Source organism: Streptomyces sp. NPDC020996 (genome assembly GCF_040641355.1).
GTDB lineage: Bacteria > Actinomycetota > Actinomycetes > Streptomycetales > Streptomycetaceae > Streptomyces.
Genome location: NZ_JBFADM010000007.1, coordinates 127,726 through 150,956, shown reverse-complemented (window position 1 = coordinate 150,956; position 23,231 = coordinate 127,726). Strand labels below are relative to the sequence as shown.

18 protein-coding genes are annotated in these 23,231 nt (G+C 73.9%); 8 read left to right on the top strand and 10 right to left on the bottom strand.

From position 1 onward, the window contains the following. Nucleotides 1–84 precede the first annotated feature (84 nt). On the bottom strand, nt 85–936 hold the full coding sequence (locus tag AB0G63_RS08130) for an isoprenyl transferase (RefSeq protein ID WP_360746094.1): 852 nt from the start codon (nt 934–936) through the stop codon (nt 85–87). A gap of 29 nt (nt 937–965) precedes the next feature. Continuing rightward, the gene (gene recO, locus AB0G63_RS08125; RefSeq protein WP_360746091.1) at nt 966–1,715 is read right to left on the bottom strand and encodes a DNA repair protein RecO; all 750 of its coding nucleotides are present in this window, start codon (nt 1,713–1,715) and stop codon (nt 966–968) included. 122 nt (nt 1,716–1,837) lie between these two features. Between recO and AB0G63_RS08120 the strand changes: the two genes are divergently transcribed. The 3 genes from AB0G63_RS08120 (at nt 1,838) to bla (ending at nt 6,250) form a co-directional block, all read left to right on the top strand. Further along, a complete protein-coding gene (locus tag AB0G63_RS08120; protein ID WP_360746088.1) occupies nt 1,838–3,565 on the top strand; it encodes an FAD-dependent oxidoreductase in 1,728 nt (575 codons plus the stop codon). Then, complete coding sequence (locus AB0G63_RS08115; RefSeq protein WP_360746085.1) at nt 3,541–5,220, top strand: FAD-dependent monooxygenase; 1,680 nt, start codon at nt 3,541–3,543, stop codon at nt 5,218–5,220. Before AB0G63_RS08120 ends, AB0G63_RS08115 begins: the two co-directional genes overlap by 25 nt. 145 nt (nt 5,221–5,365) lie before the next feature. Then, entirely contained in the window at nt 5,366–6,250 is an 885-nt protein-coding gene (bla, locus tag AB0G63_RS08110; RefSeq protein ID WP_360746083.1) for a class A beta-lactamase, read from the top strand. Here the strand turns inward: bla and AB0G63_RS08105 are convergent. Then, nucleotides 6,247–6,690 carry a protein phosphatase gene (locus AB0G63_RS08105; RefSeq protein ID WP_360746080.1) on the bottom strand — a complete coding sequence of 148 codons (444 nt, stop codon included), beginning with the start codon at nt 6,688–6,690 and terminating at the stop codon, nt 6,247–6,249. The two genes, bla and AB0G63_RS08105, sit on opposite strands and share 4 nt — an antisense overlap. 95 nt (nt 6,691–6,785) lie before the next feature. Between AB0G63_RS08105 and AB0G63_RS08100 the strand changes: the two genes are divergently transcribed. The 4 genes from AB0G63_RS08100 to AB0G63_RS08085 all read left to right on the top strand — a co-directional run bounded on the left by AB0G63_RS08100 (nt 6,786) and on the right by AB0G63_RS08085 (nt 12,813). Next, on the top strand, nt 6,786–7,721 hold the full coding sequence (locus AB0G63_RS08100) for a dihydrodipicolinate synthase family protein (protein ID WP_360746077.1): 936 nt from the start codon (nt 6,786–6,788) through the stop codon (nt 7,719–7,721). Nucleotides 7,722–7,886: 165 nt separating this feature from the next. Further along, nucleotides 7,887–11,672, top strand: coding sequence for a CHAT domain-containing protein (locus AB0G63_RS08095; protein WP_360746074.1), 3,786 nt, complete (start codon nt 7,887–7,889; stop codon nt 11,670–11,672). A gap of 42 nt (nt 11,673–11,714) precedes the next feature. Next, the gene (locus AB0G63_RS08090; protein ID WP_360746072.1) at nt 11,715–12,086 is read left to right on the top strand and encodes a CATRA system-associated protein; all 372 of its coding nucleotides are present in this window, start codon (nt 11,715–11,717) and stop codon (nt 12,084–12,086) included. 10 nt (nt 12,087–12,096) lie between these two features. Then, the gene (locus tag AB0G63_RS08085) at nt 12,097–12,813 is read left to right on the top strand and encodes a hypothetical protein (protein WP_360746069.1); all 717 of its coding nucleotides are present in this window, start codon (nt 12,097–12,099) and stop codon (nt 12,811–12,813) included. A gap of 130 nt (nt 12,814–12,943) precedes the next feature. Here the strand turns inward: AB0G63_RS08085 and AB0G63_RS08080 are convergent, their stop codons facing one another. From AB0G63_RS08080 to AB0G63_RS08070, 3 genes are read right to left on the bottom strand one after another with little or no spacing between them, the layout of a single operon-like run. Next, the gene (locus AB0G63_RS08080; protein ID WP_360746066.1) at nt 12,944–13,330 is read right to left on the bottom strand and encodes a hypothetical protein; all 387 of its coding nucleotides are present in this window, start codon (nt 13,328–13,330) and stop codon (nt 12,944–12,946) included. A 27-nt stretch (nt 13,331–13,357) separates the two neighbouring features. After that, entirely contained in the window at nt 13,358–13,531 is a 174-nt protein-coding gene (locus tag AB0G63_RS08075) for a hypothetical protein (protein ID WP_360746063.1), read from the bottom strand. 30 nt (nt 13,532–13,561) lie between these two features. After that, on the bottom strand, nt 13,562–14,281 hold the full coding sequence (locus AB0G63_RS08070) for a hypothetical protein (RefSeq protein ID WP_360746060.1): 720 nt from the start codon (nt 14,279–14,281) through the stop codon (nt 13,562–13,564). A gap of 240 nt (nt 14,282–14,521) precedes the next feature. On the opposite strand from AB0G63_RS08070, the gene AB0G63_RS08065 reads away from it, so the two are divergent. Beyond that, on the top strand, nt 14,522–15,472 hold the full coding sequence (locus tag AB0G63_RS08065) for a helix-turn-helix transcriptional regulator (RefSeq protein WP_360746057.1): 951 nt from the start codon (nt 14,522–14,524) through the stop codon (nt 15,470–15,472). Here the strand turns inward: AB0G63_RS08065 and AB0G63_RS08060 are convergent. The 4 genes from AB0G63_RS08060 to leuA form a co-directional block, all read right to left on the bottom strand. Then, nucleotides 15,436–17,826 (bottom strand): tetratricopeptide repeat protein, encoded by a 2,391-nt coding sequence (locus tag AB0G63_RS08060; RefSeq protein ID WP_360746054.1) that lies wholly within the window; start codon nt 17,824–17,826, stop codon nt 15,436–15,438. The two genes, AB0G63_RS08065 and AB0G63_RS08060, sit on opposite strands and share 37 nt — an antisense overlap. A gap of 418 nt (nt 17,827–18,244) precedes the next feature. Continuing rightward, nucleotides 18,245–20,413, bottom strand: a complete 2,169-nt coding sequence (locus tag AB0G63_RS08055) for a CATRA conflict system CASPASE/TPR repeat-associated protein (RefSeq protein ID WP_360746051.1) — start codon at nt 20,411–20,413, stop codon at nt 18,245–18,247. Between the two features lie 203 nt (nt 20,414–20,616). Continuing rightward, nucleotides 20,617–21,312, bottom strand: coding sequence for a TerB family tellurite resistance protein (locus tag AB0G63_RS08050; protein WP_360746048.1), 696 nt, complete (start codon nt 21,310–21,312; stop codon nt 20,617–20,619). 185 nt (nt 21,313–21,497) lie between these two features. Further along, nucleotides 21,498–23,219: a 2-isopropylmalate synthase gene (gene leuA / locus AB0G63_RS08045; RefSeq protein WP_360746045.1), complete on the bottom strand. Its 1,722-nt coding sequence runs from the start codon at nt 23,217–23,219 to the stop codon at nt 21,498–21,500. Nucleotides 23,220–23,231: the final 12 nt, after the last annotated feature.

Sequence of the window (23,231 nt, the reverse complement as noted above, 5' to 3'; positions counted from 1 at the left end):
GGGACGGATCTTCCGCATCCCCGACGGCCCGCATCCCCGACGGCCCGCATGAAACGGCGGCCCTCACGAAACGGCGGCCGGCCGTCAGCTGCCCGACGGTTCCTCCTCCGTGCGGCCCTCCATGGCCAGCAGTTCCTCGTTGGGGATGGCCCCGCCGAACCGCCGGTCGCGGGAGGCGAATTCAACGCACGCCCGCCACAGGTCACGGCGGTCGAAGTCGGGCCACAGGACGTCCTGGAAGACCATCTCGGCGTAAGCGCTCTGCCAGATCAGGTAGTTGGAGGTGCGCTGCTCGCCGCTGGGCCGCAGGAACATGTCCACGTCCGGCATGTCGGCGTAGTACAAGTGCTTCTGGATGATCTTCTCGGTGATCTTCGACGGGTCGAGCCGGCCGGCCCTGACCTCCTCGGCGATCGCCTGCACCGCGTCGGTGATCTCGGCACGGCCGCCGTAGTTCATGCAGAAGTACAGGGTGAGCAGGTCGTTGTCCTTGGTCTGCTCCTGGGCGACCTGGAGTTCCTTGGCGACCGACTTCCACAGCCGGGGCATCCGGCCCGCCCAGCGCACCCGGACGCCGAGTGCGTCGAGCTGGTCGCGGGACTTGCGGATGAAGTCGCGGTTGAAATTCATCAGGAAGCGGACCTCTTCGGGCGAGCGCTTCCAGTTCTCCGTGGAGAAGGCGTACAGGGAGATGTTGCGGACGCCGATCTCGATCGCGCCCTGGAGCACGTCGAGGACCTGCTCGGCGCCGACCTTGTGGCCCTCGGTGCGCGGCAGTCCGCGTTCCTTGGCCCAGCGGCCGTTCCCGTCCATGACGATCGCCACATGGTTCGGGACCAGCTCGCCCGGGAGCTTCGGCGGGCGGGCGCCGGACGGGTGCGGTTCCGGCGTCCTGTACTCGCGGCGCTGGCGTCCCAGGATCCCGCGTACGACCATGTGCTCTCGTCTCCCTCTGGCTTTTCCCGCTAGCTTTTCTCTACGTACCTGAGCGAGCGCAGCCCGCGCTCCAGGTGCCAGTGCAGGTAGGCGGACACCAGCCCGCTCCCCTCCCGGACGTGGCGCGGCTCGCACGCGTCCGCGGTCTCCCAGTCTCCCGTAAGCAGCGCGCCGAGCAGTTCCAGGGTCCGCGGCGAGGGCACGACGCTGCCCGGAACCCGGCAGTCGGCGCAGACCGAGCCGCCGGAGGCCACCGAGAAGAACCGGTTCGGACCGGGCATCCCGCACTTCGCGCAGTCGCTGAAGCTGGGGGCGTAGCCGTTGACGGCCAGGGAGCGCAGGAGGAACGCGTCGAGCACCAGGTGCGGGGCGTGCTCGGCCCGGGCGAGGGTGCGCAGCGCGCCGACCAGCAGCAGGTACTGCTGCACGGCCGGCTCGCCCTCGTGGTCGGTGAAGCGTTCGGCGGTCTCCAGCATGGCGGTGCCTGCGGTGTAGCGGGCGTAGTCCGTGACGATGCCGCCGCCGTAGGGGGCGATGGTCTCGCTCTGCGTGCACAGCGGCAGCCCGCGGCCGACCAGCTCGCTCCCGCGCGCGAAGAACTGCACGTCGACGTGGGAGAAGGGTTCCAGCCGGGCGCCGAACTTCGACTTCGTGCGCCGTACTCCGCGGGCGACGGCCCGCACCCGCCCGTGTCCGCGCGTCAGCAGCGTGATGATGCGGTCCGCCTCACCCAGCTTCTGGGTGCGCAGCACGATGCCGTCGTCGCGGAACAGACTCATGCGTCCATTCTCGCCTACGCCGGCTGTGCGCCGGTCCGCGCTCCTCCCTTTCCCACCTAACTCAACGTATGTAGAATTCAACGCACAGTGCATTTGGTGTCCGACCGGCAGTGAGGCCCGCGATGGCGACCAGTGGCGCGAACGGTGCGGTGTACGACGTCGGCGTGATCGGCGGGGGCTTCACCGGCCCTCTGCTCGCGGCCGTGCTGGCCCGGGCCGGCGTGCGGACGGTGCTCCTCGCGCCGGATGCCGCACCGGACGCCGGGCCGGACATCGCGGTCGGCGAGACAATCGTGCCGTACGCCTCCGCGCTGCTGCGGGTCGTGGCCCGCCGCTACGACGTGCCCGAGCTGGAGGCGCTCGCCACGCTGAAGGGCGTCGAGCGGGACGTCTCGCCCCGCTGCGGGGTCATGCGGAACATCGGTTTCGTCCTGCACCGCGAGGGCCTGCGCCAGCACCCCGGCGAGGTGTACCAGGTCGTCAACCCCAAGGTCGTCGCCGATCCGCCGCACCTGTGGCGCGAGGACACCGACGGCTATCTGCTCGACGTGGCACGGCACCACGGCGCCGACGTGCGCACCGGGCCCGGAGCCCGCGTCGAGAAGGTGCGGATCGACCCGGAGGCGGGAGCGTGGCTGCGCACCGCCGACGGCACCACCTGCGAGATGCGGTACGTGGTCGACGCCGACGGCCGCGGATCGCCGCTCGCCCGAGAGCTGGGGCTGCGGGAGGACCCGCCGGCGCCGCGGCACCGGGCGCGCACCCTGTCCACCCGCATGACCGGCGTGCTGCCGTACGACGAGACCCCGGCCGGACGGCTGCACGGCCAGCCCAGCCCCTGGCACGAGGGCACCCTGCACCACGTCTTCGACGGCGGCTGGCTGCGCGTCGTGCCGTTCGGCAACCAGCGGCGGGCGTCGCCGGGGGCGCCGTGCGCCGTCGCGCTCACCCTCGACGCGCGCAGGCACCCGTTCATCGAGGGCCGACCGGCCGAGGAGGAACTGCGTACGGTCCTGCGCCGGTTCCCGGACATCGGCGCGCAGTTCGAGCAGGCCGTCGCGGCGGGCCCCTGGACGTCCACCGGCCGGCGGTCGCAGTACTCCCGCCGGGATCCGGTCGGCGACCGCTACTGCCTCGCCGCGCACGCCGCCGGATTCGTCGACCCGCTGTACGCGCGGGGTCCGGCGTACAGCCTGGAGGTCGTGAACAGCCTCGCCCGGCCGCTGATCGACGCCGCGCGCGACGGCGACTGGTCCACCGCGCGCTTCCGGCACGTGGCGGACCTCCAGCGGCGGCGGCTCGCCGCGCAGGACGACCTCGCGTACGCGTCCTTCACCGCGTTCCGCGACCACGGCCTGTTCAACGCCGTCGTCCGGGTGTGGACGCTCGGCACCGTGCTCGGCGCGCTCGCGGTGGAGGACGCCTGCGCCGCGTACGGCAGGACGGGGGACGACACGGTCTTCCGTGCCCTGGAGCCGGGCCGGCGCCCGGGTGCGCCCTCCCCGGGCGCCGACCACTTCGACTCGCTCGGCCCGCTCGCCCGCACGCTGTGCGAGGAGGTCGAGCGGGGCGCACGCACCCCGCGGGACGCGGCGGAGGACCTCTTCGCCGCCCTCCGCGCGGCCGACTACGTGCCGCCCTCGCTGGGGCTCGCCGATCCCACCGACCGCTTCTTCCACAACACCCCGGCACGCCTGCTGCGGGCCGCCCGCTGGGTGCGTACCGAGGCACCCGAGGAGACCGCCGCCCTCTTGAAGTCGGCCATGGGCGGACTCGTCCGGGAGCGGTTCGCCGGCCGTCGACAACGACGACAAGGAGACAGCAAATGGAGTCGCAGGGCAGCACGTTAGAGCTGGAGAAGGAGACGTTCGACGTCGCGATCCTCGGGTCGGGGGTCGCCGGCTCGATCCTGGGCGCGATCCTGGCCCGCAACGGCGCGAAAACGCTTCTGCTGGACGCCGGTTCGCATCCGCGGTTCGCGATCGGCGAGTCGACCATCCCGTTCACACTGGTGTCGATGCGCACGCTCGCCGAGCGCTACGACGTCCCGGAGATCGCGCACCTGGCGTCGTTCACGGACACCACGCGCGCCATCGGGCCCCGCTTCGGCGTCAAGCGGCACTTCGGGTTCCTGCTGCACCATGAGGGGGCGCCGCAGAACCCGCGCGAGGTCAACGAGTTCAACACCCCGCCGCAGCTGCTGCACGAGGCGGCGCACCTGTTCCGGCAGGACACCGACTCCTACCTCTTCCAGGTCGCGGTGAAGTACGGGTGCAGGATCCGGCAGAACTTCTTCGTCACCGACATCGACTTCGACGGCTCGGGAGTCACGCTGGCGGGCCGGGACGGCTCGTACCGGGCCCGCTACCTGGTCGACGCGAGCGGGTTCCGCTCGCCGGTCGCCGACAAGTTCGGCCTGCGGGAGGATCCCTGCCGGTTCAAGCACCACTCCCGTTCGGTGTGGAACCACGTGGTCGACCTGACGCCCACCGACCGCCTCTTCGAGCACGTTCCCGCGAGCCAGCAGCCGCCCGTGCCCTGGTACGAGGGCACCGTCCACCACATGTTCGAGCGGGGCTGGGCGTGGGTGATCGGCTTCGACAACAACAAGTGGTCGAAGAACCCGCTGTGCAGCGTCGGCATGACGGTCGACCCGCGCCGCTATCCGAAGCCGGAGGGCGTGACGCCGGAGGAGGACTTCCGGCGGCTGGCCTCGCCGTACCCGGACATCGTCCGCCAGTTCGAGGGCATGAAGCCGGTCCGCGAGTGGACGTCCACGGGCCGCCTGCAGTACTCCTCCAGGCAGACGGCCGGTGACCGCTGGTTCCTGCTCTCGCACGCGGCCGGCTTCATCGACCCGCTGTTCTCCCGGGGCCTGTCCAACACCACCGAGGCGCTGAACCTGCTGGCGTGGCGCCTGCTGAAGGCGGTGAAGGACGACGACTTCTCCGGCGAGCGCTTCGCCCCGGTCGACCGACTGCAGCAGGGCCTGTTCGACTACAACGACTCCCTCGTCAACTCGGCCTTCATCTCCTGGTGCGACTACGACCTGTGGAGCGCCGTCTTCCGGATCTGGGCGTGGGGCGCCAACGCGGGCGTCTACCGCATGCAGACCGCCCTGACCGCGTACCGCAAGGACGGCCGGGACAGCCACTTCACGGACCTGGAGGACGTGCCGCACCCGGGCCTGTACTGGCCCGACCACGAGGGCTTCGCCGGCCTGTACGACGCGATGGTCAGACAGTGCGAGGCGGTCGAGGCGGGCGTGGTGAGCGCGCCGGACGCGGCCGACTTCCTCTACGAACGGCTCCAGGCCGCCGACTTCGTGCCCAAGCACTTCGGCTTCGCCGAACGGGACATCCGCTTCCTCAACCCCCGCCCCAAGACGCTGCTGCGCATGGTCCGCTGGGCGGCCACGGACGCGGACCCGGTCGTCCGCCGCCTGGTGCTCGGCACCGGACGCGAGGCGGTCAAGGCGCGGCTGCGGGGCAAGAAGCTGCTGTGACGCCCGCGCCGGGCCGGACGCGGTGCGCGCGTCCGGCCCGGCAGCGGAGCAACCGGCGTACGGCGTCCGGGCGTCGGTCAAGGGGAGACGGCAGACCCGCACCGAGCGAAGGAGAACGACGATCTCAGGCTCGCACCGCTCCCCGATGACCCGACGTGCCCTGCTCGCGGCCGGAACCGCCACCGCGGCCGCCCTGCTCACGAGCGCGCCCGCCCACGCCGCCGCCCCGGCCACCGCCCCCGGCGCCGCTGATGACCGTCTGCGCGAGCTGGAGCGGCGACACGGCGCCCGGCTGGGGGTGTTCGGGCGCAACGTCCGCACGGGACGCACCGTCGGCCACCGCGCCGACGAGCTGTTCCCCGTCTGCTCCCTGTTCAAGACCCTGGCCGCGGCGGCCGTCCTGCGCGACCTGGACCGCCACGGCGAGGTCCTCGCCCGCCGGATCCACTACACGGAGGCCGACCCGGTGGACGGCTCCGACGTGACCCGCGCGCACCTGGCCGAGGGCCTGACGGTCGCCGAACTCGCCGACGCCGCGATCCGGTTCAGCGACAACACCGCGGGCAACCTGCTCCTGCGCGAGCTGGGCGGCCCCACCGCGGTCACCCGCTTCGCCCGCTCCCTCGGCGACCCGGTGACCCGGCTGGACCGCTGGGAGACCGAGCTGAACTCGGCGGAGCCCTGGCGCCGCACGGACACCACCAGCCCGCGCGCGATCGGCCGTACGTACGCCCGGCTGGTCCTCGGCGACGCGCTGGACGCTCCCGACCGGGCCCTGCTCACCCACTGGCTGCTGAACAACACGACCAGCGGAAACCGCCTGCGCGCGGGACTGCCGGCCTCCTGGACGGTCGCCGACAAGACCGGCGCGGGCTCCTACGGCGCCGACAACGACGCGGGCATCGCGTGGACCCCGGACGGCACACCCGTGGTGCTGGCGATCCAGGTGACGAAACCGGACCGGGACGCGGCGTGGGACCACGCGCTGATCGCCGAGACGGCGACCGTGCTGGCCGAGGCTCTCGTCTAGGGCGGGCCTGCCCGGAACCGCCGGACGTACCGCTTCTGCCACGGTGTCTCCACCGCGCGGCGGTCGTAGTGGCGGCGGACGAAGTCCACCGCCTCCGCGGCCGGTACGCCGTCCAGGACCGCCAGGCAGGCCAGCGCGGTCCCGGTGCGGCCGCGGCCGCCGCCGCAGGCGATCTCGACGCGCTCGCCGGCGGCCCGCTCCCAGGCCTCGGTGAGCGCGGCGCGGGCGTCCGCCCGGTCGGCGGGCAGCCGGAAGTCGGGCCAGCGGACCCAGCGGGACTCCCAGTGGACGGGCGCGGGCGGCCGGCCGAGCAGGTGGAGGGCGTACGAGGGCGTGGGCGTCCCCGGCGCCAGGGGGCGCCGCAGTCCCCGCCCCCGCACCAGCCGCCCCGACGGCAGCCGGAGCACACCGGGGTCCGCGGGCTGCCAGGTCTCCGTCACCGGGCCAGCGTACGGTTCCGCGCGCTGCCGTCATGCTGGAACGCAGGACCAGCCGACGCGCGGCCCCCGTGCGTCACAGCGAGCAAGGAGCCCGTATGACCTTCCCCGCCCCGCTCACCGGAGTCGTCCCGCCCGTGTGCACGCCCCTGACACCGGAGCGCGAGGTGGACGTTCCCTCGCTGCTCAGGCTGGTCGACCACCTGGTGGGAGGCGGCGTGCACGCGCTGTTCGTGCTGGGCTCGTCGTCGGAGGCGGCGTACCTGACCGACCGGCAGCGCGCCCTGGTGGTGACGTCGGTGGTGGCGCACGTGGGCGGACAGCTGCCGGTGCTGGCCGGCGCGATCGACATGACGACGCCGAGGGTGCTGGACCACGTCGCGGCGGTGACGGCGGCGGGCGCGGACGCGGTGGTCGTGACCGCGCCCTTCTACGCGCGCACCCACCCGGCCGAGATCGCCCGCCACTACCGCCTGGTCGCCGCCGCGTCCCCGGTCCCGGTCGTCGCCTACGACATCCCGGTCTCCGTCCACACCAAGCTGCCCGCCGAACTGGTCCTGGAGCTGGCCGCCGACGGCACGCTCGCCGCCCTGAAGGACTCCAGCGGCGACCTGGCCGCCTTCCGCGAGGTCGTCACCGGCGCCCGCAGCGATCCCGGGATCACCGGCTTCAGCGTGCTCACCGGCTCGGAGCTGATCGTGGACTCGGCGCTCGCGCTCGGCGCCGACGGAGCCGTGCCCGGCCTCGCCAACGTCGACCCGCACGGCTACGTCCGCCTCGACCGCCTGTGCCGCTCCGGCGACCGGGAGCGGGCCCGGCTCGAACAGGAGCGGCTGTGCGCCCTGTTCGGCATCGTGCGGGCCGGGGATCCCGCCCGGATGGGCGCCGGTTCGGCGGCGCTGGGCGCGTTCAAGGCGGCGCTGCACCTGCGCGGGATCATCGACTGCCCGGCGACGGCGGAGCCCCAGGTGCCGCTGTCGCCGCGGGAGGTGGAACGGGTCGGCGAACACCTCGCCGCGGCCGGCCTGCTGTAGGGCGGGCCGGCCGCGGCAAGGACATGCGTGTCCTGCCGCGCCCGGTGCCGCGAGCCGGACGGGACCCCCGGAGCACGTCCAGGGCGTCCCCGGCGGCCCGGGGGCCGTTTGTCGGAGATTTCCGGATGACGACCGGAGCGGGTCGCGGGCGGGAAGACTGGCGGTGTGTCAGAGATACGAACGGCCGTGGACCGGATGCTGGTGCGCTGTGAGGCGGCGTGGACGCCGGCCGTCGAACGGCTGGTCGCCGGCGCCGGTGAGGACCCGGAGAGCTGGCTGCCGTCGGCGGCCGGGCTGCTGCGCGCTTCCTGGAGCGAGGGTGGCCGGGACTGCGCGGTGGCCGCGGTGGCCGTCCTGGAGTACGCGCTCGACGTCGGGGAGAGGCGGGATCCGCGGCGGCCCCGTTGGGTGCTGCACCTGTGGCTGGCCGAGCGCACACTGGCGCTGCGGTTCCAGGACCACCGGTTGTCGGACGACGTCCACCACCATCTCGCCGCCCAGACCGGGGGCCGGCCGGCGGACGACCCGGTGGCGGTCGCGGCGACCTACCCGGAGGAGCCCCCGCCCCGCCACTTCGAGCCGCCCCGGCCGTCGCATCCGCACGCCGTACGACTGGCCGAAGGGCTTCCGGCGGACGACCTGGTCCGGCCCTGTCTGCTGGTCCGGCTGGCGCAGTCGGCGCTGTTCCGCCTGGAGTCGGGCGACATGTCGGCGCTGGAGGACGCCGGACGGTGGGCCGACGCGGCGTTCACCGGCATCACCGCCGACCATCCGGAGGCGGGTCTGGTCAGCTGTACCGCCGTCCAGGCGGCGCTGGCCCGCTTCCGCGACCGGCCGAGCGACACACGGGGCGTGCGGCTGGCGCTGAGTGCCGGCCGGTCGGCACTGCGGGCGGTCGAGCACTCCCGGCGCCACGGCACCCGCCCGGTCGACGGCGAGGCCGCCTCGGCCCATCTGATGTTCTCCCTCGCCCTCACCGCCGGTCTGCCGCTCGATCTGGACGAGGAGCTGGTCGACGAGGCCATCGCCCAGCTGGAGGCGTTCCGGGCCTGCGCGCCACCCGACGACAGCGGGCTCTACGCCGGGAACATGCCGGCGCTGCTCGTCTCGCGGGCCCTCCTCACCGGGTCACGGGACGACCTCCGGCGCTCGGACGAACTGTGGGCCGCGCTCCAGCGGGACCTGCCGCCCGCCCACCCCCTGCTGCCGCACATCGCCGACAAACGCGCCGCGTGCGCCGAGTTGGCGCGGATGCTCAGGTGGCTGCCGGTCAACGGCGGCCGGCTGCTCAAGCTCGCGGGTCCGATGCTGGGACCGCTGCTGACCGGGGTGCAGCTGCCGCCCGTCCGGATGTACGTCCCGCCGGGCCGCCCCGGCGTGCGCTCCCCCGGTCCCGGCCCGGAGGACTTCGCCCCCCTCACCGGCGCCCCCCGGCCGGCCACGGCGGACACCGGGCCCCGCCGCGCCGGGGCCGCCGACGCCGTATGGCCGCCCGGGCCGCCCGCGGACGCCGGGCCCGCGGAGCCGCCCTCCGCGGCGGACCTCGACGGGCTGCCCCCGGACGCCGCGGCCGTGCAGGCCGCCCTGCTGGGCACTGGGGTCAGCGATCCGCGCCGGCTCGCCCTGGCCGTGGACCAGTTGGACGCCGTGCTGGCCGGGCCGCTGCCCGACGGGCGGCGGGGCTTCGTCGCCACCGTCCTGGTGCAGTTACTGGCCGCGCGGTACACCTTCAGCGAGGACCCGGAGGACCTGGAACGGGCCGTGCGGTGCGGGGACCGGCAGCTGGCCCTGCTGCCGGCCACCAGTTCGCGGTACGTCGAGCTGCTGTGCGCGGTGGAGGCGCACCGGTACAACCACGGGACACTGCACCAGGACGAGGCGACGCTCGCCCGCGCCTGCGAGGCGCTGGCCTGGGCGGTCGGCCGGGTGCCGGAGATGTCGGCGAGCTGGCTCGGCTGTGTCATCCCTTACGCACAGGCACTGGCCGCCGTCTCCTGGCACCGCCGGGACGCGGCCGGCACCCAGGAGGCGGTACGACTCGCCGAGCTGGCGGCGCGGCGCCTCGAAGCCCTGCCGGACCGGCCGGAGTACTCGCCCGAGCTGGCCGCACTGCGCGAACAGCTCCGCCCCGCCCTGGCCACCGTCGCCGAACTGGCCCGCCGCGCCCACGACGAGGTCACCTGGTACCGCTACGGCGACGACGGGCCCGTCTCCTGGGACCCGGCCGCCGACCGGGCGCTGCCGCCCCGGGCCCGGTTCGAGAACGCGCGGGTCGCGCTCGGCGAGGCGGTGGAGCGCCATGACTGGGCGCTGGCGACGGATGCCGCCGAGGCCGCGCTGGAGGCGCTGCCGCTGATGGTGTCCCAGGCACTGCACCGCGACGACCGCCGGGCCGTGCTGCGCACCGCGCTGCTCGGCCGCCGCTATCCGGGCCCGGCCGGCACCCGCCGCGCCGCCGATCTCCCGGACGGGCTCGCCGGGACGAGTCTGGCCCGCACCGCGTGCGCGGTGGCGCTCCGCGCGGGCCGCACGGAGCAGGCGGCGGCGCTGCTGGAGCAGGGGCGGGCGGTGCTGATGGGGCAGGACCTCCAGGCCCGCAGCGACGTCTCCGACCTGGCCGCGGTCCATCCGGAGGCGGCGAGCGAGTTCACCGCCCTCGCCCGCCGGCTGCGGGAGACGGAGACGGCGGGCGCGCCGGACGGGGGGCCGGGCAGCCGGGCGTCTGCTTCTCCCACGGCCGGCGGGGACGGCGAAGCCGCGCGGATCCGGGAGCAGCACGCGGTGGCCGAGGAGTGGCAGCGGCTGCTGACCCGGATCCGGGGGCTCGACGGGTTCGAGCACTTCCTGCTGCCGCCGAGCGCCGAGCAGATGCGGGCCGAGGCGAAGGAGGGGCCGATCGTACTGGTCAACATCGACCGGCTGCGCTCCGACGCCCTCGTCGTCACGCCCCAGGGCATCGAGCTCGTGCCGCTCGACGCCACCGAGGGGCGGCTCGCGCACACCGCGCGGCGTTTCCTCACCGCGGTCTCCGTGGGTGCCGGAGAGTCACGCGCCCGGCGCGAGGAAGCCGCCGAGACCGTGTTCGACACCCTCGAATGGCTCTGGGACGCCATCGCCGAACCGGTGCTGGAGACGGCGGGCCTGACCCGGCCGATCGCCGAGGGCACCCCGCGCGGTGCGGTCCCGAGGCTGTGGTGGTCGGCGTCCGGGCCGCTGGCCCATCTGCCGCTGCACGCCGCCGGGCATCATCGGGGAACCGCGCTCGGCGACGGTCGCTCGGTGCTGGACCGGGTCGCCTCCTCGTACACGCCCAGCATCAGGGCGTTGCGGCACGCCCGGCAGGCCCCGGCGGCGGGCCGGGACGCCGGGCCCTACCTGGCGGTGCGCCGGCCCACCGGTGCCGGCGGCCGGGACGGCGCGTCCGTCGCCGAGGTCGAGGCGATGGCAGCCGCCGTGGGCGGGTTACGGACCGTGCAGGGCGCCGACGCGACGGTCGCACGGGTGCTCGCCGAGCTGTCCTCGGCGGCCACCGTGCACTTCGCGTGTCATGGTCTCAGCGACGCCGAGGACCCCTCCAGGAGCCATCTGGAGCTCGCCGACGGAGGGCTCGGGGTGCTGGACGTGGCCCGCAGGCATCTGCCGCACGCCCAGCTCGCCGTCCTGCTGGCCTGCCACACCACGCGCACCGACCGCCTCCCCGACGAGGCCGTCCATCTGACGTCGGCGTTCCAGACGGCCGGGTATCCGCAGGTGGTCGGGGCGTTGTGGGAGGCGCCGGATCTGGCGTCGGTGCGGCTGACGGGACGTCTGTACCGCGCCCTGCGGGCGTACGGCGGCGGGCTCGACGTCACCGACACCGCGCGGGCCGTGCACGGGATCGTACGGGAACTGCGGGCGCGGCATGCCGGGTCGCCGCGCATGTGGGCGCCGTACGTCCACACCGGGCGCTGACGGATGACGACGGGTGAGACGAGTGAGAGGGAGGACGACGGCGTGAGCACATCGGACAGGGCGGCCGTGATCGACCGGGAGACCGCCGGCGCGGCGCGGCTGGCGCTGCGGCTGATGCTGGAGGAGTGGCGGCTGCCGCCCGAGGTGTGGGAGGAGATCGCCGAGCTGCTGCCCGAGTTGTCGGCGGCCGTCGCCGCGGGGGACTCGCCGGCGGTGGACGCGCTGACGATCAGGCTGGAGGAGCTGTCGGACAGCCGGGTCACCCGGATCGGGGACGCCCAGGACGGGGGGTCCGACGACGGGAAGGTGGCGCTGCCCGAGCCGTACCGGGAGCGTGTCGTCGCCCTCGTGCACGCGCTCGACCCGGACTCCCCGCCCGGCGGACCGCAGCCCGCGCCCGCCGAGCGGACCTGACGGGCCGCCGATGCTGTCGGTATTCGCGAATGTCGCGATCGGTCTGCTGACCAGCCTCGTCGGTCTCGGTCTGGGGTCGTTGTGGGAGCGGGGACGGCGGACCAGGGAGCTGTACCGCAGGGCCGCCTTCTTCGGCACCCGGCCGGGCGAGCCCTGTGTGATCGTCGTCGGGACCAAGCACGGGCAGCCGGGCACGACCCAGCAGCGGGATCTGCGGGCGGTCGTCGAACTGGCCGTGCTGCTGAGCGAACTGGGCTGCCGGGTGAGCGTGGAGTCCGGCGATCTGCGCGGCAGCAACGGGGACCGTACCGAGTTCTGTGTCGGCGGGCCGATCGGCGGGTCCAATCCGCGCACCGGCGGGCATCTCACCGCCCATCTGCCCGGGGTGACGATCGTTCCGTTCAGCGACCGTCCCGACTCCGTGGCGATCGTGGTCGGCGGCGAGCGCTACTACTTCGACCGCGGGCGCCAGGAGTACGCGGTGGTCGCCAAGTTCACGCCACCGGAGTCGAGCCGGCCGGTCGTGCTGGTGTGCGGGCAGAGCTCGGTGGCGAACCAGGCGGCGGTCCACTTCATGCGGCGCGAGTACGCGCGGGTGGCCCGGTCCGTGGCGTCGGTGGACCGGTACTGCCTGCTGGTGAAGGTCTCCCACATCGACGTCTACTCGTTCCACCGGTCGGTGCTCGAACGGGACGTGTCCGCGGAGGCGTTCGCCACGGCCGGCTGAGCACCGGACGGGAGGGCGGCATACGGCGACGAGCACCCGGACGGCAGGGCACGCACACGGCGACGAGCACCCGGTCCCCCGCACCGGGTGCTCGTCCGTCCTCGGGGCCGGAGCCGGCCGTCGAGGCCGTTCAGATGCCCGAGAACTCCATGGACGGATCGAGGTCCGACAACGCGTCGACGTACCGGCGGATCTTGCGGTTCGCCTTGATGCCGAAGGCGCCGAGGTTGCGGCCGACGCCCAGCATGATCTCGCGGTGCGCGCCCCGGTTCCACATGTACATGTGGACCGCGGACTTCTGGATCTCCGCTCCCCGGCCGCCGAGGATCGCCATCACGGCGAAGTCGGGCCGGTCCTCGGCCACGGTGTCGAAGACCGAGCCTCTAGGTTCCTCGAAGGTGGTCCCCGCGCCGGTGATGTTCTCGCTCCACCAGCTCACCCGCATCGCCGCGCGGAAGGCGTCGGCCGCCTCCGCCATCGACAGCCGGGTCGTTATCTCCACCGGTGACTTGGCCATGCCCTGCTCCCTACTCGTTCCGCTCGCTCACTTGTCCTCGAAGACCTTTTCGCTGAACCGGTAGCGCCGACCGCTCTCGATCCAGTTCTTGCAGGCGGGGTTGCGGCACTCGTAGACGACCCACGAGCCCATCGGCTGCCGCTGTTCGCTCTTGACACTCATGCGCTGCCGGCAGACCTGGCAGCTGCGGCCTTTGGCCATGTTTCTCTCTCTCCTCGGGAGCCGGTCGCCTCAGATACGGGACGGAGGCAGGGGTATGAACGGGCGCAGTTCGTCGGCGACCCAGTGGACCGGGGTCTGGAACGCCTCGCCGATCCAGGTGTAGAGGTCGTGCAGGGTGTCCGCCGAGGTCCAGTCGAAGCGGCAGCGGGTGGGGCCGGGGTCGCCGGCCGGCGCGTCGACGACGGCCTTGACACGGCCGTCGGGGGCGGCGGCGACGTAGACGACGTTGGCGTCCGGGTCCTCGGTGACCTGCGCGATCCGGCGCAGCTCCCCCGGCGCGAGGGGCGCGATCCGCGCCTCCTCGGGCGTCGGCAGGGGCCGGCCCACGAGCCAGGGCTCGGAGCGGTTCTCCTGCCAGAAACGCCAGTCGGCGGCGGACAGGCGGTTGCTCGGCACCCCGTTCGCCCGGAAGAACTCCAGCGCGGCCATCCGTACGGCGCCGTAGGCGGGGCTGCTGAAGTCGGAGCCGACCAGGTTCCACACCGTGCGCGCGGCGCCGAACAGGGCGAACCCGCCGGCCGGCAGCACGGCGTCGGCCAGCGCGCGGGCGAAGCCGTGCGGGTCCGACTGCGCGAACGGCAGGAAGGGCGCCTGGAGTTCGCCCCACACGTCGGAGGCGTCGATGTCGGTGCCGACGGGGTCGAACTCGAAGCGGCCGAACCGCTCCATCAGCGACACCACGTCGCCCGGCAGCGGTGTGGCGCGGGACGTCCTGGGAAACAGAGCCATGGTCCTCTCCTGGCGCAAGAGCAGGAATCGGCCGGTGCGGGAGCACCGGAACCGGGCGCAACCTGTCTAACAAGGGCCGGAGCCGGCCCTCAACGGTTCTCCGGCGAACCGGACGATCCCCGGAAAACCGGGACGGCCGGCGGGCAGGCCGACAGGACCGGGACGACTCGCCCGGGCGTGTGCCAGACTCGGCGGCGACAGCGGCGGCAACGCGGGTGCGGAGAAGGGGAGTCACGCACGATGGGGCGTCCGCAGAAGGAGATCGTGCTGGACGGGTCACCGGCCCGGCTCTTCGCGTACTGGCTCCGGGACCTGCGCGGATCGGCCGGACTCACGCTGGACCAGTTGGCCCGCCGCACCGGCTACGGCAGGACGACCGTCAGCGACGCCATGCGGGGCGAGAAGCACCCCACCCGTCCGGTCACCCTGGCGATCGTCGGCGCCTGCGGGGGCGATGTGCGGCGGTGGGGCGAGTACTGGGCGCAGGTGCGCCGGGCCATGGACCCCGACTGTCCGGACGGCCCGGCCGGGGTCACCCCGCCGCCCTGGGACGGCCCGGCGGACCGCGCGACCGGGGTGCACGCCGAGCAGTGCCCGGCGGACTGCGCGCGCACCGAGCCGCACGGCTGGTACACCGAGTCGGTGTCCACCCTGCTCAGGCTGGACACCCCGACCCCCGAGGCGCTGGAGCGCCGGATCGTGGTCGCGACCTGCGACGGGCTGGCGCGGATACCGGTCGGGGTCAGCGTGCCCCGGCGCGCCGGTGACACGACGCCCGGGCACGGGCTGGAGATCTCCGCCGTCCGGGGCGGACGGCTGGAGAACGGCGGGCCGCAGTACGAGAGCTACTTCGAGCGGTTCCTGGTGCCGCCCGCGCCGCTGAAGGCCGGGACGCGGCACGTGTACGAACTGCGGCTGCTGATACCGCCGGCCCAGCCGATGGCACCGCACTTCGTCCATGTGCCGCTGACCCGCAGCGAGCACTTCCGGCTGCGGGTCCGCTTCGACCGGGCGAGGCCGCCGCGCACGGTGTGGCGGCTGGTAGGGGTGCCGACCGCCGTGATCTACCAGCGGAACCCGGGCACGCCGGTGGTGCGCCCGGACGAACAGGGCGTGGTGGACGTCGAGTTCGCGGCGATGAAGGTGGGCTACGGCTACGGGTTGTGCTGGCTGGAGGCGGGCACGGGATAGTCCGCCGCGATCCCGCGCAGCCTGGCCCGGACCGGCTCGGCGTCGGGGTGGTGCAGGTCCTCGAAGAGCGCCAGGGCCTCCTCCCACAGGGAACGCGCGTCCTCGCCCCGGCCGAGTGCGGCGTGGGCGTCCCCGAGGTGCGTGAGTGCGTGGGCCTCGCGGTAGCGGTCGCCCAGGGCCCGGTCGAGGGCCAGGGAGAGCTCGTAGTGGCCGATCGCGGCGGCGGGCCGGCCGAGCCCCTGTTCGGCGCGGCCCATGCCGATCAGGATGCCCGCTTGTCCGTCGAGGTGGCCGAGCCGGGTGTAGAGGTCCAGCGCCCGGCGTGCGTGGTCGAGGGCCACGGTGTGCTCTCCCAGCCGTTCCCACTGCTGGGCCACGGAGGTGAAGCCGTCGGCGAGCGCGAGCGGGTCTCCGGTGCGCCGTGCCATGGCGAGGGCGAGCCGGGCGTGCGGCAGCGCCCTGCGCGGGTCGCCGCACGCGTCGTACACCCGGACCAGGGAGAGCCGTACCTCCCGTGCGCCCTCCTCGTCGCCCAGGTCGCGGCAGGCGCGCAGGGTCTCGTACAGCAGCTCCAGCGCCTCCGTCCTGCGGTTCAGGCGGGAGAGGGCGTCGGCGAGACGGCGGGTGGCGACGGCGTGGGCGGCGCGGTCCCCGGCCCGGCCCGCGGCGTCCCGGGCCAGTGCGTGCACGGCGGCTCGCTGGGCCCGGCGGCCGGAGCGGCGCAGATGGACGGCGCAGGCATCGGCCAGCCGCCAGGCGTACGGCTCCAGGCCCGGGGTGGCGGCGGCCTGGGCGATGAGGGCCTGCAACGAGGCCAGTTCGGTCTCGAACCAGCCGGTCGCCGCGGCGTGGTCGGCGATGGGCGGCTGGGCGGCGCCGGGTCTCGGCGCCCCGCCGGGTGTCGGACGCCAGGGTTCGAGGTGGTGGTCGGCCAGGCGTGCGGTGTCCAGACAGTGCCGCAGCAGCCGCTCGGTGCCGTCCCGGCGCTCCTGCGGCGGGGCGCTGTCGAGGAGTTCCGCGGCGTAGAGCCGGAGCAGGTCGTGCAGGGTGTAGCGGCCCGGGGTGTGCTGGCGGACGAGGTGGGCGGCGGTGAGGGTCTCGAGGAGGGCGGTGGGCGGTTCCGCGGCGCCGATGAGGCCCGCGCAGGCCGTGACGTCGATCTCGGGTCCGGGGTGGCAGCCGAGGAGCCGGAAGAGACGGGCGGCGGGCGCCGGCAGCAGGGCGTACGAACCGTGGAAGACGGTCCGCAGGTCGACATCCGCGTCGTGCACCCCGAACAGGTCCAACGGCGCCCGCGCGCGCCGTACTTCGCGGACGAAGGCGCCGACCGAGCCGACCGGGGCGGCGGCCGTGCGGGCGGCGGCGACGCTCAGCGCGAGCGGCAGCCGGGCGCAGAGGTCGACCAGCTCGTCGGCCTCCCGCCGCTCCAGGGCCAGCCGGTCGGCGCCCAGCTGCCGCTCCAGAAGGGTGCGGGCGACATAGCGGGGCAGTACGTCGAGGGCTATCCGCAGGGCGCCCTCGCGTACGACGAGGCCGTCGAGGCGGTTGCGGCTGGTGACGAGGGCGACGGAACCGGGGTGGGTGGGCAGCAGCGGCCGTACCTGGTCGGCGGAGCGGGCGTTGTCCAGGACCAGCAGCACCCGGCGGCCCGCCAGCAGGGTGCGCAGCAGTCCGGAGGCGACGGCGGGGTCGGCCGGGACGGCGGCGGGGGTGACGCCGAGGGCCTGGAGGAAGCCGTGCAGGGCCTCGCCGGGGTCCATGACCGCCTCGGGCCCGAACCCCCGGAGGTTGACGTAGAGCTGGCCGTCCGGGAAGCGGTGCTGTGCCCGGTGCGCCCAGTGCAGGGCGAGCGCGGTCTTGCCGACGCCCGCGGTGCCCTCGACGACGGCGACGACAGCCCCGCCCCGGGCAGGGTCGTCGGGCGGGCTCGGTAACCCTTCCAGCCGGGCGAGTTCGGCGTCCCGTCCGACGAAGAACGGGTGGCTCAGCGGGAGTTGGCGAGGCACGGGGAGGGCGGTGGAGGACTGGCCGGGGTGCGAGCGGGCGGCGGCCGGGCGAAGTCGCCGGGCGGCGTCGGCCTCGTCCCGCAGGGTGGCGAGCCGGCCGGCCTCGGGTCCGGGGACCCCCAGCGCCGCGAGGAGAGCGTCGAAGACCCGGGTTCCGGGCAGGGTGGTGCCGTTGAGGTAGGCGTACAGGCTGCTGGTGGAGACGTTGAGGCGCCTGGCGAGTTCCCGGCGGTCCAGTGTTCTGCCCAACCGCTTCTCGGCCTGGACGACAGCGCGGGTCAGTTCGACCGCCAGCCGCTGTCCGAGTGCCTTCCCGTCCTCCCCGGGCAGCCGGGGGACTTCGTTCACCACCGTTCCTCCGCGGGGACGTTCACGGGTCCGCACCGCGCGGATCCAGACGTTTCCAGTGTGTTCCAGGTTCGCGGGCGGCCGGACGGATCCGCGTGTTTGCCTGCGGATCGAACGCCGAGGGGATAACGGTCCTCGGCCGGCCGCAGGAGGACGACAGCCGTGCAGACCCACTGAACACCGCGCCGCACCGCCCCCGGCCCTCTGCGTCCACCGGCGGGACGCGGGGGGCCGGTCGCGCGTCGGGCGGGTCCGAGCGGCAGGGGACACGGCCGGTCCGGAGCGGAGGCGGTTCCCGGCGCGGGCCGGGCTCCGGGACGGACCCGGAGCGGAGGCGGTTCCCGGCGCGGGCCGGGCTCGGGGACGGACCCGGATCAGGCGGTTCCCGGCGCGGGCCGGGCTCGGGGACGGACCCGGATCAGGCGGTTCCGTGGGGGCGTACGCAGTCGAGCACGGTGGCGGCGGCCGTGGCCCAGGTGCACCGGGCGGCCATCTCCTCGCGGAGTTCGGCGGCGTCCCGGAAGGCGGCCGGCAGGTTCCGCATGACGGCGTGGATGGACTTCTCCCACGATCGGACGTCCGCCACGAGGTCCCGCGTGGTGGCCGCCACGTCCACCACGGCCTGGTCGGCGACCGGCAGACGCTGGTCGAGCAACAGCACGCCGAGCCCGCTGCGGGCGCTCACCAGCACCGGCACCCCCGCTCCGATCGCCTCCAGACCGACCAGGCCGAACGCCTCCGCGCGGGACGGCATGAGGACGAGACTCGCCCGTGCCACGTCCTCCTGGATGTGCCGGGGGTCCGCGGAGAACGGGCGCAGGGTCACATCCACCGCGGGGGTGCCGATCCAGTCCTCCACCTGCTCGCGCAGTTCCCGCGACTTCCGGTCGGGCACGCCGCGGATCAGCAGTTCCCAGGAACCGTGCTCCGCCCTGGGGGGCACCGCCGCCCCCAGCGCCCGGCAGGCGATGTCGAGCCCCTTGAGCGAGGCGTCGTCCAGCCTGCCCATCATCAGGATCTGCGGGATCTCGTCGGAGCCGGGGCAGGAGGCGGCGGGCCTCCCGTCGAATCCCGGGTCGACGCGCACCAGGGGGGCCAGAGCCCGGGTGCGCAGGTGACGCCGCAGGTTCCTCGCCAGCCGGGGGCCGACCGCCACCGACCGCGAAGCCCCCTCGCAGAGTCCGAGTTCCCGCTCCGTGCGTTCCTGGGAGCGGACGGCGAGGTCGCCTTCGGGGTCCGGCTTCTGGGCCTCCGCCCGGTCCGGTTCCACATGCAGGAAGTGCAGTCGCTCCGCGTTGCCGAAATGCTGCTCCACCTGCACCCGGGCGGCCGGCCCGCTGACCCTGCCGTGGCCGAGCACCAGGTCGGGCTCGAATCCATCGGTGAACGGCGGCCGCAGGAACAGGGGCACCTTTTCCGGGACATCCGGCCGAGCAGCGTCAACGAGCCGCACGTCGTGCTCGGCCGCGTCCTCGCGTTCGTCCTCGGTGGAGGACACCACCAGGACGCGGACGTCCGCGCCGGCCGCGGCGAGCGCGATGCACAGCCCGCGGTTGAACGCGCTCAGGCCACCGTGCGCGGGGAACCACTCGTCGACGACGGCCAGCACCCGGACCCGGCCCGCCGCCCGGGGGCTGCGCTCGGCCGGGCGCGGCGACGGCTCCTCGGCGGCCGCCAGTTCCCGGAGGACGAGGAGGTCGTCCAGCCGCTGGACGAACGACGCGGCGAACCGCTGGTCCGCCTGCGGCACGGCCTCCCCGTCGAGACCCGCGTCCTCCAGGGCGTGCCGGGCGTTGTCCAGGAGCGTCTCCACCCCGTGCCGCATCAAGCGGAGTTCGGCCCCGGCGTCCCTCAGGGCTCGGTGCTGCGCACCGGAGTACGGCAGCCGCACCACGGCGAGCGGCCCGCCCCGGCCCGCGGCCCTCGCCTCGCCGAGCGAGTGGTGCGCCGCCCACTGGTGGCGCAGGGCAGTCATGTGCATGAGGTAGCGAACGAAGTGCGGCATCTCCGGGCGCCGGTCGTCCGACCACGCGAGGGCGCCGAGCCGCGCGTCCGCGCCGGCCCGCCCCAGCATCCGCAGCAGCCGGTGCCGCTGCGACTCGTCGCCGCCCTCCGGCTCCGACAGGTCGACGTCCCCGGGTGTTCCCTCCGGCAGCTTCCCCAGTTCCAGTGTCACCGCACCCAGGTGGTACGCCCCGACCGGGCCGGTGACCGTCTCCAGCCGCCGGCGCAACCCGGACCACTCCCGGTCCCGTCCGGCGCCCAGCAGGACCGACAGATTGAGGATCTCCCCGTGCAGCCGCAGGATCGCCTGGTCGAGCCGGTCGGCGGACTGCACGCCCGCCAGCACGAGCGAGCCGCGCGGGGGCGGGGCGGGCAGGGTGTCCGGCACCCGGACCGGCAGCGTGGCGTACAGCGGCCTGCCGGCGTGCTGCAGCTCGCGGAAGCGCCCCCACATGGCGCGCAGGGAGGCGACCCCCTCCTCGACGCGGGTCCCGTCCAGCGGGACGAAGACGTGGACCGCGGTCTCCTGCTCCGTGACCTGCCGTCCGGTGACCTCGTGCGCGGTCGCTTCTCTCTCGGGCACGTGCCGGTACACCCCCGCCTCGCGTCGCCGCTCCCGGCGCTCTCGCCACCGTCGAGTCCATGCAGTCTAGGGCGGATTCACCCGGTACGGGTATGGACGCGGAGGCGCCGGCCCCCGGTGCCGCGCGGCGCGGTCGGCACTGCCGCACCGCGGCCCCGTCGGGCCCAGGAGCGAGTCGCCGGGCGGTTGCTCCCCGGGGAGGGTCAGGACGGCGTGCGGGCCGCTTCCAGCAGGCGGCTGACGTCGTCGGCGCAGATGGTCAGGGCCGCGCCGACGGTGGCGAGCACGTCGCGTTCGGCGGGGGTGTAGGGGCCGTCGGCGAGGGCGATGCGGGCGCCCTGCAGCAGGACCGACTCGCGGCCGACGGGGGCGAGGTGCGGGGCGAGCGGGTCGAGGGCCTCGTGCAGTTCTATGGCGAGGCCGGCCCCGCAGGACGGGCCGTGCACCCGCCCGGTGTCGGCGGCCAGCGCCTCGACCAGCGCGGCCAGCTGCTCCTCGGTGCAGTCGTCGAAGCCGGCCGCGCGGACGGCGCCCGCTGCCGCCTCCAGGGCCGTACGGGAGGATGTGCCGCCCGCGGACAGCACCGCGAGGGCGACGGTGTGGACGGCGTCGCGGAGCATCGCGGAGAAGCGGACGGTGGTGGGGTGGTCGAGGACGTCGGTGCCGAAGTGGCGGCGGCAGGCGGCGCACTCGACGACCGGCGCGGTCTCGCCGCGCGGCACCACCGGGACGCCGAGCAGGGTGAGACGGCGGCGGCCGGTGAGGCGCTGGTAGTTGCGGTCGCCTCCGCAGCCGGGACAGAAGAACTCGCCGTCCGACACGGGTGTCCACGCGGTACGGCTGCCCAGGATGCGCGCAGGCCTGGCGGCACGGCCGTTTCGTCCCCGTCCTGGCAGCACGTCGCACCTCCGTAACCCCACGGCAACATTGCCGCGCCTCCGTGATGTTAGCCACATCGGGCAGGCTCAGTCAGCACCTTGGACGAGACCTTTCCGTGACCTGCACGGGCGGATGGCCGACACGCGACGGGGCCCCGGCCGCCGTATGCGGCGGCCAGGGCCCCGAAATGCCCGGTCAGCGGGGGTCAGCGGGCCGCGCGGTTGACGGCGGAGACGACCGCCTTCAGCGACGCACGCGTCGTGTTCGCGTCGATGCCGATGCCCCACAGCACCTTGTCGTCGATCGCGCACTCGATGTACGAGGCGGCCTGCGCGGAGGCGCCCTCGCTCATCGTGTGCTCCTGGTAGTCCAGCAGGCGTACGTCGATGCCGATGGACTGCAGGGCGTCGAAGAAGGCGGAGATCGGACCGTTGCCGGAGCCGGTCAGGACGGTGTCCCGGCCGTCGACGGTGGCCTCGACGGTGAGGGTGTCCACGCCGTCGGTGTCGGTGGTCGACTGGCCGGTCCGCACCTGGATGCGGCCCCACGGGTTGTCCGGGTTGGGCAGGTACTCGTCCTGGAAGACCGCCCAGATCTCCTTCGGCGTGATCTCGCCGCCCTCGGCGTCCGTCTTCGCCTGGATGATCTTCGAGAACTCGATCTGCATCCGGCGCGGCAGGTCCAGCTTGTGGTCGTTCTTCAGGACGTAGGAGATGCCGCCCTTGCCGGACTGCGAGTTGACGCGGATGACGGCCTCGTAGGAGCGGCCGACGTCCTTGGGGTCGATGGGCAGGTAGGGCACCGCCCACTCGATGTCGTCGACGGTGACGCCCTTGGCCTTCGCGTCGGCCTCCATGGCGTCGAAGCCCTTCTTGATGGCGTCCTGGTGGGAGCCGGAGAAGGACGTGTAGACCAGGTCGCCCACGTACGGGTGGCGCGGGTGGACCTCCATCTGGTTGCAGTACTCCCACGTACGGCGGATCTCGTCGATGTCGGAGAAGTCGATCTGCGGGTCGACGCCCTGCGAGAACAGGTTCATGCCCAGGGTGACCAGGTCGACGTTGCCGGTGCGCTCGCCCTGGCCGAACAGGCAGCCCTCGACGCGGTCGGCGCCGGCCATGACGGCCAGCTCGGCGGCGGCGACGGCGGTGCCGCGGTCGTTGTGCGGGTGGACGGACAGGCAGACGTACTCGCGCCGGGACAGGTTGCGGTGCATCCACTCGAAGCGGTCCGCGTGCGTGGACGGCGTCGAACGCTCCACGGTGGCCGGCAGGTTGAGGATGATCTCGCGGCCCGGGCCGGGCTGCCAGACGTCCATGACCGCCTCGCAGACCTCCAGCGCGAAGTCCAGCTCGGTGTCGGTGAAGATCTCCGGGCTGTACTGGTAGCCGAAGTCGGTCTCCGGGCCCAGCAGCTTCTCGGCGTACTCCATCACCAGGCGGGTGCCGTCGACGGCGATCTGCTTGATGTCGTCCTTGGAGCCGCGGAAGACCACGCGGCGGAAGACCGGCGCGGTGGCGTTGTACAGGTGGACGGTGGCGTGCTTGGCGCCCTTCAGGGACTCCACGGTCCGCTCGATCAGGTCCTCGCGGGCCTGGGTCAGCACGGAGATGGTGACGTCGTCGGGGATCGCGCCCTCTTCCTCGATGATCGAGCGCACGAAGTCGAAGTCGGTCTGGCCGGAGGCGGGGAAGCCGACCTCGATCTCCTTGTAGCCCATCTTGACCAGCTGGTCGAACATACGGCGCTTGCGCTCGGGCGACATCGGGTCGATCAGGGCCTGGTTGCCGTCCCGCAGGTCGGTGGAGAGCCAGCGGGGGGCTACGGTGATCCGCTGGTCGGGCCAGGTGCGGTCGGGGATGTCCACCTGCTCGTAGCGGCCGTACTTGTGGATCGGCATGGTGCTGGGCTGCTGGCGGTTCGCCATGTCTGCGGGGCT

What these genes read in the sequence shown, in the direction of transcription:
- AB0G63_RS08130 (WP_360746094.1), bottom strand. Translation starts at nt 936, where the DNA reads ATGGTCGTACGCGGGATCCTGGGACGCCAGCGCCGCGAGTACAGGACG.
- recO (WP_360746091.1), bottom strand. Translation starts at nt 1,715, where the DNA reads ATGAGTCTGTTCCGCGACGACGGCATCGTGCTGCGCACCCAGAAGCTG.
- AB0G63_RS08120 (WP_360746088.1), top strand. Translation starts at nt 1,838, where the DNA reads ATGGCGACCAGTGGCGCGAACGGTGCGGTGTACGACGTCGGCGTGATC.
- AB0G63_RS08115 (WP_360746085.1), top strand. Translation starts at nt 3,541, where the DNA reads ATGGAGTCGCAGGGCAGCACGTTAGAGCTGGAGAAGGAGACGTTCGAC.
- bla (WP_360746083.1), top strand. Translation starts at nt 5,366, where the DNA reads ATGACCCGACGTGCCCTGCTCGCGGCCGGAACCGCCACCGCGGCCGCC.
- AB0G63_RS08100 (WP_360746077.1), top strand. Translation starts at nt 6,786, where the DNA reads ATGACCTTCCCCGCCCCGCTCACCGGAGTCGTCCCGCCCGTGTGCACG.
- AB0G63_RS08085 (WP_360746069.1), top strand. Translation starts at nt 12,097, where the DNA reads ATGCTGTCGGTATTCGCGAATGTCGCGATCGGTCTGCTGACCAGCCTC.
- AB0G63_RS08080 (WP_360746066.1), bottom strand. Translation starts at nt 13,330, where the DNA reads ATGGCCAAGTCACCGGTGGAGATAACGACCCGGCTGTCGATGGCGGAG.
- AB0G63_RS08075 (WP_360746063.1), bottom strand. Translation starts at nt 13,531, where the DNA reads ATGGCCAAAGGCCGCAGCTGCCAGGTCTGCCGGCAGCGCATGAGTGTC.
- AB0G63_RS08070 (WP_360746060.1), bottom strand. Translation starts at nt 14,281, where the DNA reads ATGGCTCTGTTTCCCAGGACGTCCCGCGCCACACCGCTGCCGGGCGAC.
- AB0G63_RS08065 (WP_360746057.1), top strand. Translation starts at nt 14,522, where the DNA reads ATGGGGCGTCCGCAGAAGGAGATCGTGCTGGACGGGTCACCGGCCCGG.
- leuA (WP_360746045.1), bottom strand. Translation starts at nt 23,219, where the DNA reads ATGGCGAACCGCCAGCAGCCCAGCACCATGCCGATCCACAAGTACGGC.